Source organism: Mangrovimonas sp. sgz306409 (genome assembly GCF_059735265.1).
In genome coordinates this window covers 392,734-406,011 of the sequence record NZ_JCAPEU010000001.1, presented here as the reverse complement: position 1 = coordinate 406,011, position 13,278 = coordinate 392,734, and the positions used below count along the sequence as shown (strand labels likewise).

15 protein-coding genes are annotated in these 13,278 nt (G+C 41.6%); 2 read left to right on the top strand and 13 right to left on the bottom strand.

The features are described 5' to 3' along the window. Positions 1 to 9: 9 nt before the first annotated feature. The 11 genes from AC6I5C_RS01785 to AC6I5C_RS01735 all read right to left on the bottom strand — a co-directional run bounded on the left by AC6I5C_RS01785 (position 10) and on the right by AC6I5C_RS01735 (position 9,982). On the bottom strand, positions 10 to 792 hold the full coding sequence (locus AC6I5C_RS01785) for a DUF6090 family protein (RefSeq protein ID WP_497903658.1): 783 nt from the start codon (positions 790 to 792) through the stop codon (positions 10 to 12). A gap of 147 nt (positions 793 to 939) precedes the next feature. After that, positions 940 to 1,395 (bottom strand): c-type cytochrome, encoded by a 456-nt coding sequence (locus AC6I5C_RS01780; protein ID WP_497903657.1) that lies wholly within the window; start codon positions 1,393 to 1,395, stop codon positions 940 to 942. A 13-nt stretch (positions 1,396 to 1,408) separates the two neighbouring features. Continuing rightward, a complete protein-coding gene (locus AC6I5C_RS01775; RefSeq protein ID WP_497903656.1) occupies positions 1,409 to 2,173 on the bottom strand; it encodes a DUF6090 family protein in 765 nt (254 codons plus the stop codon). 94 nt (positions 2,174 to 2,267) lie between these two features. Further along, a complete protein-coding gene (locus tag AC6I5C_RS01770) occupies positions 2,268 to 3,041 on the bottom strand; it encodes a peroxiredoxin family protein (protein ID WP_497903655.1) in 774 nt (257 codons plus the stop codon). 141 nt (positions 3,042 to 3,182) lie between these two features. Then, positions 3,183 to 3,482 (bottom strand): DUF1905 domain-containing protein, encoded by a 300-nt coding sequence (locus AC6I5C_RS01765; RefSeq protein WP_497903654.1) that lies wholly within the window; start codon positions 3,480 to 3,482, stop codon positions 3,183 to 3,185. A 41-nt stretch (positions 3,483 to 3,523) separates the two neighbouring features. Beyond that, positions 3,524 to 3,787, bottom strand: a complete 264-nt coding sequence (locus AC6I5C_RS01760) for a hypothetical protein (protein WP_497903653.1) — start codon at positions 3,785 to 3,787, stop codon at positions 3,524 to 3,526. A gap of 441 nt (positions 3,788 to 4,228) precedes the next feature. Then, entirely contained in the window at positions 4,229 to 5,776 is a 1,548-nt protein-coding gene (locus AC6I5C_RS01755; protein ID WP_497903652.1) for a sulfatase family protein, read from the bottom strand. Positions 5,777 to 6,304: 528 nt separating this feature from the next. After that, complete coding sequence (locus AC6I5C_RS01750; protein WP_497903651.1) at positions 6,305 to 6,673, bottom strand: endonuclease domain-containing protein; 369 nt, start codon at positions 6,671 to 6,673, stop codon at positions 6,305 to 6,307. A gap of 419 nt (positions 6,674 to 7,092) precedes the next feature. Next, on the bottom strand, positions 7,093 to 7,497 hold the full coding sequence (locus tag AC6I5C_RS01745; protein ID WP_497903650.1) for a DUF4348 domain-containing protein: 405 nt from the start codon (positions 7,495 to 7,497) through the stop codon (positions 7,093 to 7,095). A gap of 162 nt (positions 7,498 to 7,659) precedes the next feature. Continuing rightward, the gene (locus AC6I5C_RS01740) at positions 7,660 to 9,402 is read right to left on the bottom strand and encodes an AIPR family protein (RefSeq protein ID WP_497903649.1); all 1,743 of its coding nucleotides are present in this window, start codon (positions 9,400 to 9,402) and stop codon (positions 7,660 to 7,662) included. 406 nt (positions 9,403 to 9,808) lie between these two features. Continuing rightward, positions 9,809 to 9,982: a hypothetical protein gene (locus AC6I5C_RS01735; RefSeq protein ID WP_497903648.1), complete on the bottom strand. Its 174-nt coding sequence runs from the start codon at positions 9,980 to 9,982 to the stop codon at positions 9,809 to 9,811. Between the two features lie 6 nt (positions 9,983 to 9,988). Here AC6I5C_RS01735 and AC6I5C_RS01730 point away from each other — a divergent pair, with 6 nt between their 5' ends. Then, a complete protein-coding gene (locus AC6I5C_RS01730; RefSeq protein ID WP_497903647.1) occupies positions 9,989 to 10,630 on the top strand; it encodes a DUF6266 family protein in 642 nt (213 codons plus the stop codon). 120 nt (positions 10,631 to 10,750) lie between these two features. Here AC6I5C_RS01730 and AC6I5C_RS01725 read toward each other — a convergent pair whose 3' ends face one another. Beyond that, a complete protein-coding gene (locus AC6I5C_RS01725; protein ID WP_053976673.1) occupies positions 10,751 to 11,017 on the bottom strand; it encodes a helix-turn-helix domain-containing protein in 267 nt (88 codons plus the stop codon). Positions 11,018 to 11,646: 629 nt separating this feature from the next. Further along, complete coding sequence (locus tag AC6I5C_RS01720; protein ID WP_497903646.1) at positions 11,647 to 12,534, bottom strand: dienelactone hydrolase family protein; 888 nt, start codon at positions 12,532 to 12,534, stop codon at positions 11,647 to 11,649. A gap of 469 nt (positions 12,535 to 13,003) precedes the next feature. On the opposite strand from AC6I5C_RS01720, the gene AC6I5C_RS01715 reads away from it, so the two are divergent. After that, positions 13,004 to 13,159, top strand: coding sequence for a hypothetical protein (locus AC6I5C_RS01715; RefSeq protein ID WP_497903645.1), 156 nt, complete (start codon positions 13,004 to 13,006; stop codon positions 13,157 to 13,159). Positions 13,160 to 13,278: the final 119 nt, after the last annotated feature.

Below are 13,278 nucleotides of genomic sequence, written 5' to 3'. Positions count from 1 at the left end.
TTTTGTTGTTTAGTGCTTCTGTAAATAGTTGTCTATTTGGGCAATCAGCTCTTGGGTGTCTGCTTTGAGATTTTTATGTTTTAAGAGGCCAAAGGCTTCCCATACTTCCATGTCTTTTAATATGCCTTGTAGCTCCAAATCGTCCTGCATAGCTTCGTAATTTCTAATGGTTCTAAAGAACCCAATCTTTGCCATTTTCTCTACTGTAGCTTGTCCCTTAAATGCCTTTGGAGCTTTTGTGGACAGCACTGCCGAAGCACTGTAATAGGGCACAATCCTTGGTTCTAAAAAGGCATTGTAGTCAAGGCGTTCGCGTTCGTAGCTGGTCAGGTATTCGTAGCCCTCTTCATAGAGGTTGGTAATGCCCTTTCTAAGCGCATCATTTTCGATGATATCCACGCCTTTAGAGGTCAACAGATTGTAGCCGCTGGTTTTATGGCTGACATGCGGATTGACTTTTAAATAGTAGAAGAAATATCCTAACGAGTCTTGATAGAGTGTTTTATGCTCTAAAGATTTTAGCAGTAGCTGGCAGGAGGCAATCTTGTTTTCCAAATGCGCAATATTACTTTCCATATCTTCGAGGTCGTAGTTAAGGTTATCGCGTATTTCTTGCAATATCAAGCGCTCTGTTTGGCGTTCTTTATGTCGTTCATTGGCATTGTTTACCTGTAGCGCAATTAAAATACCAATTACCACCAGAACAATTTCACCAATGGCATATTTGAAGTATTTTGCAGTGCGTCCTTCCGAAAGTAGGTTCTGACGTATCTTCCTAAAGAATGTAATCATATCCAAAGGGTTGGTTTGTATAAATATACCCTTTTTTGATTTAGGATAATATGCCCTTTTTACATCCCCCCTTAATCCCCCTTCAAAGGGGGAATTTAAACTGTCACCCATGAGGATTACCGGGAGGTAAGCTTTGTTTTACTAGAATTATAAGCCAAGCTTTCCGCTTTTAGCTGCAACAATATATTCGTAAAGTTTATTTGTACTGTACTTGGTAACTGTATCGAAGGTGTGGCTAATGGCGATATTTTGGAACTCCGTATAGGAGCCCATTTCTGTGGCATACCTGTCTTTATATGCAATTAAGGAATCTTGTTTGGTGATGAACTTGAAGAAATAATCCTGTTCCATTTTTTTATCTAAGTTCTGCAATAAATCAGGGTCGCTAATGCTGCTTATCCCATGGCAAGTAATGCAATGTCTTTTGAAAACATCACGCCCTAAAGAGTAGTCTTCCAATTGTGGGGAGGCAATATCAGAAGCAACCGCTTTCCCAATCTCTTCCTTTGGTGTTAAGCAAAACAGAAGAGATGCAATGGCAATTAAAATAACAGTTACAGATGCTAGAACACAGAAAATATGTCTCGATATGTTTTTTATCACGAGTTAAGGTTGTTTATTCCAGCTCCGCATCAATCAACTCCAAAATGGCATTTAAATCGTCCATAAGGGGGCTGTAATGTGTGGCTTCCATAGCGCTACTAGATAGGGCGAACATTAAAAGGTTGTTTTCAAATTCCTGCGACTGCAACAATTCCAGATTGCTTATAGGTTGTGCTGTAGGCTGCAGATCTATTTCTTGACTGGCGCCTGTTAGGTCGAATATGGTTTTTAAACTGTAGGCATCGCTCCTAAAAAGATCCAGTACTTTTTCTCTTTGAATCCCCAAGTCGGTTTCCTGTTTGCCAATGTCTTCAATAGTGGCAATCCAATTGGTCAATAAAATCCGTAATTGGGCATTGGACAGATCCTTTAAGCTTCCGGAGTTGATGATTTCATTCAACAGGGAGTTGTTGGGGTTAAAGGAAATATCCGATGCTAAGCTGTTGAACAGCAATTCTGAAAACACTCTTTCGGTAGGTGGTGTCTCTTGATGCCTTGTATATTGCAATAGTGTTTTGGCACCTTCAAAATTGCGCTTATTTACCGCAATCAGTTCCTTAAGTTTCAACTGGCTGGTGGTAAACTCATCGTGTAGGCCCTGTAAATAGGTCTGTTCCTTGTTCTTGAGGATGCGCTTTTCATTACTGTTGTTCACCGCCAAGGCAATTAAAATACCAATGACCACCAGAACAATTTCCCCAATGGCATAGAGGAGGTATCTCCCGAATTTATTCTTGTTGAGCAGTTGCTGCCTAAGTTTTTTAAAGAATAGAATCATGCTTTAGGCTGGATGTCAAGAATCTGTGTTGGGAATAAAGATACTTTTTTTTGCTGTAAGTTGATTCCCTTTTCACAGGTGCCCTTTTCAGATGTTACAACAGTTTTTTAATTTTGCGTTTCAAATTGTTGTATACATCCAATAACATAATGTTTTCAATGAATTCCATGTTGCCATTTTGATCTATGATCACATTATAAGGGTAGTAGGATACCTTGAATTGGTCTATAACAGGTCTGGCATTTGGAATAATGGTAAAATCAAGCTCGTGGGTTTTAAGGAAGGTCTCTACGGCAGTCTTGTCATCAAAAGTTATTGCAAAAAATTCCACAGGTTCGTCCTTAAACTTCTTTTTCAAAGCATTTAAATCTGGGAATCCTTCAATACAGGATTTGCAATGTATAAACCAGAAGTCCAATACCACTACCTTGCCCTTAAGGCTTTCAAGGGTGTGGGTATTGTTGTCTATATCTACAAGAGTCAGCTCTTTCAGTACGGTGCCGTCCAATTGCTTGCGTTCTTGCTCCTCTTCTTTCATTTGAGTGTCTCGAAGCTTGTCGCGTTCATTCATTTCGGCTTCTGAAAGCACTTTGTTCACCAAGACCATACTGTTGGCCAAGGTATCGTGGTAAATGAGTTGCTTGATGTTGTAGCGTTTGGACAATGCCCTTATAGAGTCGGAGTCCTTTTTTGTAAAAGGTTGCCCGTTTTCAAATATGGTACTTATGCCTATATCGGGGTTGTTTGTTCTTAATTGGGCAAAGGTCTCTCGCGTTATTTCAACACAGTTGTCTGGGGCGTTTTGCTGACTGTAAACATTGGCCATAAAAAGGCTGAAAAGGATAACTAGGGTGTGTTTGAAGGACATGGTTGGATGGTTTTATTGTTGATTATTCTTATAAATATATCTTTTTTTAGTTAATTCTATACATCATCTTTGCATCCTCTTTGGAGGGTATCGATGAAGTATGATTTAAGCATCAACCAAAATGAAGATGATTTCTTCCTTTTAAACCCTAATCGAAATAACAATCTCCTCATCAAGGGCTATATGAGCATTCTTTCTTGCTTCAGCTTTTATAGGAAGGAGATAAGTGTCCAGTTTGGTGTCAAACCAAATGGCTGATTGCCACTCATAGGTGTCTATAATAGCAACGGCAGTCATTCTTCCCCAACCCTCTTCCTGCCATTTCAGCTGTGCCCTGATTTCTTTGGAGATGTCCTTAGGCAATGAAGCAAAATACCAGCCTCCAGGAGCTTCATGTTTCCAAATGCGGCTGGTGAATTGATATGTAATTTTGCCTTCCATACTTTTAGCTAAAGATAGCCATAATACACGGCAAATTTATTTTATACCATTTTCTGCGAGGACTGTTGTAGTTTTCTGGTTATGGCAAAATAGATGACGTAGAACCAACCAAAGATACCATGGAATATCGCCCATAGAATAGATTTGTTGCGTTCCCAAGACACTACCATGGCTAAAATGGTTCCCAATATGCCCACACCAGTTCTTATTGCAATACTTGGTATATTGTTGCTTCCTGTTTGTTGGCTAAAACATTCCAGGGATATTAAGAGTGCTAAAATGAGGGTTGGTTTTAATTTAAACATAGGGTTTTGTAAGTTTTTATTGTTGACTATTCTTACAAATATATCTTTTTTTTCCTAATGGCATAGCCTCTTTTTACATTCCCCTTAATCCCCCTTCAAAGGGGGAATCAAGTAGCGCTCATTAATTGTCCCCTTGAGGGGACTGGAGGGGTGTTCATTGCGGAACAAGGATGTCCATTACGTAGCTGGGTATTCAGTTCTAATGCTAAAAAGGTGTTTAGTAATTGCTTTTTCACATCCCCCTCAATCCCCCTTCAAAGGGGAATCAACTGTACCTTTTTAAGTGTCCCCTTGAGGGGGCTATAGGGGTGTTCATCACGCAACAGGGGTGTTCTCTCCCCTTGAGGTTACCGAGAGGAAAGTACCGCTTTGCTCGAAGGTACCGCACGCAGTGCTACAACATTAGTATGCTTTCAAAAACTCCCAATAGAAATCACAACCTTATTCTACATCCCTTTCACCAATAGGTTTTAGGTGTTTGGTATCGTAACCCGTAAAAAAGTAGGGATAGTTGTCCCAAGGCGATAGGCCTTCCATTCTAGGGTCGTTGGTGTCTTTCAAATAGGCAAACAGCTCGGTTTGCAGTTCCTTGCATAGGTTGGCATACTCTGGTTGAGCGGCTAGGTTGTGCAATTGATAAGGGTCGTCCTTTACATTGTACAGCTCGGTGCCTGGGCGTTTTCCGGCAGCTAACTCATAAAATTGTTTCAAGGAATCTACCTCTTTGTTGGCAAGGATGTAATCGCGGGATGGTCCGGCATCTATATCGCCAACATATCCTTGGTGCGGCGATAGAAAGTCTGGGTCGCCAGCAGGATATCTGTCTGGTTCAAAGTTTACCAAGTACAGCCAATCCCCTTTGCGGATGGTCCTTACAGGGTAAGGCATTCCGTCTGGGCGGCAGTAGGTGTGGCGTTCCAATGCCGTAAACACTCGGTCTCTTTTAGCATCTACCTGCCCGCTTTTATTGGCAAGCATCACGTTTTTAAAACTGTTGCCGCTCATGCCTTCTGGAATCTCTATCCCAGCTACTTCCAATAGGGTTGGTGCAAAATCCGTAAAGCTGATAAAGTCTTCAATCTTTAAGCCTGACTTAATTTTATTGCCCCAAAAAATAGCCAAGGGCATATGTGTGCCATACTCATAGTTGGTGGCCTTGGCACGAGGGAAAGGCATACCGTTATCGGCGGTGGTAATAATGATGGTATTGTCCAGTTCGCCTGTTGCTTCCAGCATCTTGATCATTTTCCCTAAGTGGGAATCGAACCATTCAATCTCATAGTAATAATCGGCAATGTCACTACGCACGGCTTCACTGTCTGGTAAAAATCCCGGTACTTGAATATTGGAAATGTCCTTACCGTTCTCGGCACCAATGCCCTGCTTGTAACCGCGGTGGGGTTCATTCCCGCCATACCAGAAAAAGAAAGGTTGTTCACTGTCCTTTTGTGCAAGGAAGGCTTTAAAATTCTCGGCATAGTCAATATCCGAAATGCCTTCTGGGGCCTTCATTTTAATAGCGTTATAGCCTTGGGCTATTGGTTGGGTTTGGTAAGGCTCTTCAAGTTTGGAAGGGCCATATCCCTTACCGGTATAGCCGGTAGCATAGCCGTGTTGCTGCAATACCTGTGGAAAGGTCACGAACTTTTTCTGTAGGGCTCCAAACAGCAAGCCGCCTTCCTCAAGTTCCCAAATGTTCTTCCCTGTTAAAATAGAAGCTCTCGATGGCGAGCAGGAAGCCACATTGCAATAGGCGTTTTGAAACATGATCCCGCTTTGGGCAATCCTATCCAAATTGGGCGTTTTAATTTCATTGGTACCTTGTAACGAGGTATGTACGTACGATTGGTCGTCCGAAATACAAAACAGGATGTTTGGTCTTTTCTCCTCTTTGGTCTGGCAGCTTGTTGCTAATGCCAGTACACCGAACAGTGACAAAAGGAATCCTAAATTACGGGAAGCTAAAAGTGTTTTGGGGAAATAGGTCATGCTTGTTAATTGAAAATCTTTAAAATAGGTCCTATAATTGGGTGTTTCAAGCGCATTAACGCCTTGGTTGTTTGATCCCTCAAAGATACCCTTTTTTAGGTGAATGAAGCCTGCTAATTCTATAGCTCCTTTTTTACATCCCCCTTAATCCCCCTTCAAAGGGGGAATCCACTCCGCAATTGTCCCCTTTCAGTAATTGTCCCCTTGAGGGGACTACAGGGGTGTTCATCACGCAACAGAGGTGTTCAATCCGCTTGAGGTTACCGAGAGAAAAGCACCGCTTTGCTTGAAGGTACCACACGCAGTGCTGCAGGGGTGTTCATTGCATAACATGGATGTCCATCATGTAGCTGGGTATTCAGTTCTAATGCTAAAAAGATGTTTTTAATAATTGCTTTTTTTACATCCCCCTTAGTCCCCCTTCAAAGGGGGAATCCACTCCGCAATTGTCCCCTTGAGGGGACTATAGGGGTGTCCATGATTTAATAGGCGTGTCCGTTACTTAAAAGGGGTGTTCATTACTTATTTTTACTCACTCCTCAAAGCATCTATTGTTTGTTGCAAAGCCAACAGAACACTAAATATCTCTTGCTTTATTTCCATATCGGTGAATCTCACAAACCGAACCCCGTAGGCTTCCAACCTGCCTTGGCGCTTGGCATCGTAGTGGTATTTAAAATCATGGCTGTTGCCGTCTATTTCAATGGCCAACATGAGTTCGTGACAATAAAAGTCAACAATATAGTCCAACATGGGTACTTGCCTATGGAATTGCACACTGTAAGCTTTTTGTTTAATGTGTTGCCACAATAACACCTCAGAAAGTGTACTGTTGTTCCGTAAATGGCGGGCAAAGGCTTTCAGTTCAGGGTTATATGGAATGATTTTATTGCGCATTACATAAAGATATGGTTTTTTGTAGTGTAGTTACATATCTGTTTGTTTTATGGCTCTTTTTACATCCCCCTTAATCCCCCTTCAAAGTGGGAATCAATTGCGCCTTTTTAATGTCCCCTTGAGGGGACTATAGGGGTTTTCATCACGTAACAGGGGTGTTCAATCCGCTTGAGGTTAGCGAGAGGAAAGCACTGCTTTGCTTGAAGGTACCACACGCAGTGCTACAGGGGTGTTCATTGAGGAACAAGGATGTCCATCACGTAGCTGGCTATTCAGTTCTAATGCTAAAAAGGTGTTTGGTAATTGCTTTTTTACATCCCCCTTAATCCCCCTTCAAAGGGGGAATTCATTGTGTCTTTTAGTGTCCCCTTGAGGGGACTATAGGGGTGTTCATCACGTAACATGGATGTTAGATAAGATTAAATAGAAAAATCTTCAATTTTAATTAAGTACCACTTTCCCTCAATGCGCTTGAAAAAATAATTGACATTTAAATCTGTGTAGCCTTTCCAACAAAAGACCCTTTCATCTGTGTCCCTTAGTTGTCTTTCAAAATTATCGTAGAGCTGCGGGTAAGCATCTTGACCATTTAATAAAGGAAGCTGATAAAAGTGTGTATGCGTCCAATCTTCCTTGGTTATTTCTGTATTGACTTCTTCAAAAGTATCTTTGTCTATAGAAGTCATCTCTACAGGGAATTTAATCCTGTCAAGTTGAAATTCCTTATCCTCAAAGTTCTTTATAAAATCATCAAAAAGCTCTTTGTTTTCTTGCGAAAATCCAATGCTAGAGATAAGTAAAAGAAGTATGAAAAGCTGTTTCATTTTTAGCTCGTTAATTTTATACGCTATGTTGTAATGCTATTTCAGGCATTTCATCATAAGTTCGACCATTTGATTTTTGACCATTCTTCTTTTTGTTTTTGCTGCCGCTTTGCTCGAAGGTACCGCGCGTAGTATTAGAGGCGACCACCAAAATAATATCTTTTATAGTGATTTTTCGCTTGCTGGAGTTTTTAATTTATCTTCTAATTTAATTTTTAGATAATCAGTAAAACTTGCAGATTTCGCCATATTAATAAGGTTTGATCCCTCATTTTCCTTCAGGTAGTTTTCAATTTGTTCAATTAAAAAATCCTTTGATTCATTATATTTCACTTGTGTGAAAAGTGAGAAATCAAATTCGCATATTTGCTTGAATGACAATTCATCCGTTTCTAAAATAAATCTTGGCGTTAACCATGCCATATGCAGTTTAAAGTTGGCTATTTTTCTTTTTTCATCAGCATCTACAAGTGACAACCAAAAGTCATTCGATGTCTTTTGAATCAAGCATGAATTTAAGTATCCCTTAAAATCTTTGCTAGAATCAAAAATCTGGTCGTAATTTTTGTCATCTTTTAGTAGGGAAGTAGGTTTGGCTCTTGAAGTATGGGGGTCGCTTCCATCTATCGACCGTATTGATTGAGCCGTGAATTGTATGCTGAATATTCTTGATGCGGGTTTGCCTTGATTTTTGTAATAGTTTTTTCTCCTGTCATAGAAGTAGCCATGGTTATAGAAATATAATTCAAGATTTCTTTGGATGGTGTCAGTTGCTCTAAGAAGCGTAGCGGATACAGGGTTTTGACTGTTGGTTGAGGCAATGATATTATCTATAGTCTCTTTATCTTCTGTTATGATTACTTTAACCATAACTGCTCGTTCATCGGTTAAATTACCGTCATGTGTGTTGAAAATAGAGTATGAAGTTTGTAAGCCATTAACTATTTGAATATTTTCAAGTGATAAATTACTTCCAATTTGATTAGGGGACTCTGCTATTATTGTAATTCCATTGTTTAACCACCAAAAATCTCTGTCAATATTGTTTTTAATGGATTCGCTAATTTTTATATTTACATCAACTGCACCTTGAAAATGACGGATATTACTTTCAAATAGGTCATCTCTAATATCACCATTTTCCGCAGTTAAAAACGATTTATATTTCCCTAGTTTTACCATTCCAATATAACCTATCCCATTTTGTCCAAATGAAGTTGATAGAGGTTGTTCTTTAAATTCCAGTGTAAGGCGGTCTAGAAAAGTTGTTCTGAATGAAGCAAGTAGTTGCATTGAGCTATACTTGGACATTTTAACTATATCACTAGAAAATGTTTTCTTTGTTAAGGTAATTAATTGAGTTTCTTTGCTAGTAAATGAACTATTAACAACTATTTCATCAGCATTACACGCGTATACAAATTCTATTTCGATCTTGCCTCCTTTTACAGCTGTTTTTGTCCAAACATCTCTAACTAACATGGCTCGATCAACAATATTTGCATTGAACCTAGTTAATAGCGAAGTATCGGTTGCGCCCAAATCGAATAATTCAGGAATTGAAGTTATTAATTTGTCAAGAGGGCCTTCTTTGAAGGAGTTTTCCTTTTTGCATTGCCCAATAATTACCTTTGTAACGGTTTTATTGTTGAACTTGAAACCTTCCAAATCGTCAAGGCTTTCAATGACTTCTTCATTAACTAATAATATTATTGAGTCTATGCCTCCATCATGTCCCCCATCCACAATTGAATTTTGAATATTTTCAAACGATAGTTGATAGGGTTTAGTAATTTCGTTTAATGAAAATAGTTCAAAAACATCTCCATCTCGAAGATCGTTTAATTCATTGTCTTCTTTAAATTGAGAGATACATCCTTCTAATATTATTCTTTCATTACTCATATTATAAATTTAAATGCAAATATGTTTTAATAAATACTTTACTGTATTTACAATGTTTTTGCTTGTTGGTTACTACTCCAAAGATATCTGTTCATTTTTTTAAACCATGATAAACCTTAATGTTTTCGTTAAAATTGTATAAAAATTCTTTCAATGGTTGCTTGATGTAATTTCTATCGTTAAACGTGCATTATTGGCCATAACCATGGTTACGGTTAGCGTATGGCCCTAGGGTGCTTCGTCCAACGTCCCTTCCCAAGCACATAGCCTTGGGCCGTACACGAACAAACCTAGAGCAATCCTCGAACAAAACCCCCTGTTTTTTGGGGTGGTGGGTCAGTACGTGTCCCAGTGTGTCTGTACAGGTCTGTAGGTGTCTCTATGTGTCAGTATGTGTCAGGACGTGTCACAATAGGTCAGGATGGGTCTGTAGGTGTCCAGGGGTGTCTAGGGTGGTCTGCGTAGGTCTTAACAGGTCTTGTTGGGTCTTGGCGTGTCGTAACGGGTCTGGGTGTGTCATCCTGTTGTTTGCTAGTGTTTTGGGTGCTACTTTGGTGCTATTACTAATTCTTAAATCCATAAAATTATGGCAACATTTGAAAAGGGAATCCTAGGCGGATTTTCAGGAAAAGTGGGCAACGTAGTGGGACTACGTTGGAGAGGCAAAGACGTGATGCGCAGCCTTCCCGCAAAGAGCAACTACCCTGCAACGCCCTTGCAGGAAGCACAGCGCCAAAAGTTTGGCTTGGTCATTAGATTTTTAACGCCCATTAAGAGCATTGTGGGCCAATACTTTGGCAAGCCGCAGGGCGACAAGAGCCCGTTTAACCTGGCTACGGGCTACCACATTAGGGAGGCCATCGAGGATATGGGCGGCACCTACGAAATGGATTTCCCTAAAGTGCTCATTAGCAAAGGCGACCTAAGAGGGATGGACAACCCGCAGTTTCAGGCCTTGGCCAACCAACAGCTGTCCGTTACCTGGGACGACAACAGCGGGCAGGGTAATGCCAGTGGCAGCGATCTGGCATTGATTGTGGTGTATGCCTATAACGAGGGGTTCTTTCAGATATTTGAGGGCGTGGCCCTAAGGGAAGATGGGGCCGCTACCCTTAACCTGCCTGCCTTTTTTGCGGGCTTCGATGTGGTGGCCTGGGCGGGCTTTGTTACCCAAGACCTAAAGGAGGCCGCTACCAGCACCTACTTGGGAGCCGTGGTGGTGAGCTAGCAGGGGCTGTATACAAGCAAACACACAACCGGCAGCGCTGGATACCTTTTGTAAGGCCCAGGCTGCCGGTTTGTTGTGGCTATAAGTGTGCTGCTGTTAGGGTGGGAATACGCGCCGTGCCTAGGGTTGTGGCCCCTTGCCCATGCTAATGATGGCGCCCATAAGCATGCATTTGTTCAGTAGGCTCTTGGGGTACACTACCACCCGCCCCAACTTAAAGGCCGGAAGGATGCCGTTGCTGCGCAGTCGGTACAAAGTGCTGCGGCTCACGTTTAAAAAGGCCATGGCTTCTTCGGTAACCAGCCAGTCTTCGTCTTTTACCATGAGGTGGTTAATGGCAAAGGGGTGTTGTTGGGGTAACGGCACAAGGCCCTGTGGTACTTTCATAGCTGTTGGTTTTTAAGTGTTTAACATGTTCTTTAAGATACTGAAAATGTGAAGGTGTTTGGAGTTGTGGTTGGTATTGTTTTTAACAGAAAGGTGTTTATAACGTGGTGTTTGTGGGGTTTTTGTTTTGGGATTTTTGGAAAGGGGAATTGGTTGTTTTTTGGGTAGGGGTTTATGGTGGTGGTAGTTGTGTGTTTGTGTTTTCCGTCTGTTCATTTTCTTTGCTCGTCCAAAGAAAACGAACCAAAAGAAAAGACGCCCTATCGGTAGGCATTTTTGTGCTTCTTTCAGAATCCCAAAACCGTTCACAAATTCCTAAACTTGGTCCAAGGCTTCCCAAGTTCTTAACGGAATTTGTTCTCTATGCTTACGACAGGGTGTTCCGCTTGTTGCGGAATGGGGTTTGAATGTTGAGAGAAGTTTTCGTCCTCATGTGAGACTTCGGGACCCAACCACTGAAACGGCCGTAAAATAAAAAGCTGTTTGAGGTTTTACGAGGGTAAAACCGAGTTCTTTTTATTTAGGTCGTGAAGTGCTGTTGGGTGAACAAGCACATGCAGACTTGATTTTTTGGTTCGTTTTGCATCAAGGCAAAATGAACATAGAAGAATTTAGAAATAAAATCTACACTACACCAATTTTGTTTTAAAAAACGCAATAGTTCGTTCCCACGCCAAAGCCGCAGCAGCCGCATCATACCTTGGGGTGGTATTATTGTGGAACCCATGATGGACGCCTGGGTACATATAGGCCGTATATGAAATGTTGTGGTTTTTAAGGGAGGCTTCATAGGCAGGCCATCCTGCATTGACACGGGTGTCCAGTTCGGCATAGTGCAGCAATAAGGGGGCTTTTATTTGGGCTGTTTCCTCATCGTTAGGCTGACTGCCATAAAAGGGCACGGCGGCCCCTAGGGTGGGTACTTTTACTGCCATCATGTTCGATATCCAACCACCAAAGCAAAAGCCTACCACACCTACCTTGCCGTTACAATTAGGATGCCCTTTTAAGTACTCGTAGGCGGCAATAAAGTCTTCCAACATCTCATTGCGGTCGCGCTGTTGCTGAAGCGTACGCCCATCGTCGTCATTGCCAGGGTAGCCACCTAAAGGGGTGAGGGCATCGGGGGCCAAGGAAATAAAGCCTTCCAAAGCGGCACGCCTGCCAACATCTTCAATATAGGGGTTCAGGCCACGGTTTTCGTGTACTATCACAATACCGGGCAAGGGCCCTTTGGTGTCTTTGGGTTCAGATAACAGACCTTTAATATCGCCTCCACCTTTTGGGGAAGGGTATTGGATGTAAAAGGAATTCAGTCGCTGGTCGTCTGCCGGCACCTCTAAGGTATCCACATAATTAGGTGAAATAAAACTCAGCAGGGAGGTCACCGTAAGCCCGCCAATAGCATATAAAGACAGCTTTTCAATAAACTGACGGCGGTCTAGTTTGTTATGGGCGTAGGCATCGTATAGTTCAAATACCTCGGGGTTGAGGTCTTCTTTTTTTATAGGTTTCATAACTGCGAATTTTAGGTTCGTAATCTTTGACTTTGGTACTATGTGTTATGTAGGATACTATGTGCAAAGACTTTCTAAGATACGAAAAGTCTTGAAAGGGAGGTTTTTATTTGTTTGTTTTAAAATGATGTAAAGCGTTGTAAAAGGCCAAAAGGAGGGGGTATCGGTTAGGGCTAATTGCTTAGTCTTTTTTGCTTTTCAAAAGAACATCCCCCTTAGTCCCCCTTCAAAGGGGGAATCAAATAGCGCTCATTAATTGTCCCCTTGAGGGGGCTACAGGGGTGTTCTCTCCTCTTGAGGTTACTGAGAGAAAAGCATTGCTTTGCTCGAAGGTACCGCACGTAGTGCTCTATAGGGTCATTGCTGTCACTGTGCGTTCATTTTGCCTTGATGCAAAACGAACCAAAAAATCAAGACGGTCTGAGGAAATTAACTGCTGCTGGCAGTTACCGTTCACTCCCGAAGCTCCATGCTAAACGCTACGCGTTGCGCTTCCGCTTCTTCGCTCTCTATTTCTGCAGACCGCCGTGTTCCGCTTCCAGCGGAATGGGGTTTGAATGTTGAGAGAAGTTTTCGTCCTCATGTGAGACTTCGGGACCCAACCGCTGAAACGGCCGTAAAATAAAAAGCTGTTTGAGGTTTTACGAGAGTAAAACCGAGTTCTTTTTATTTAGGGCGTGAAGTGTTGTTGGGTGAATAAGCACATGCAGACTTGATTTTTTGGCTCTTTTGTATCAAGACAAA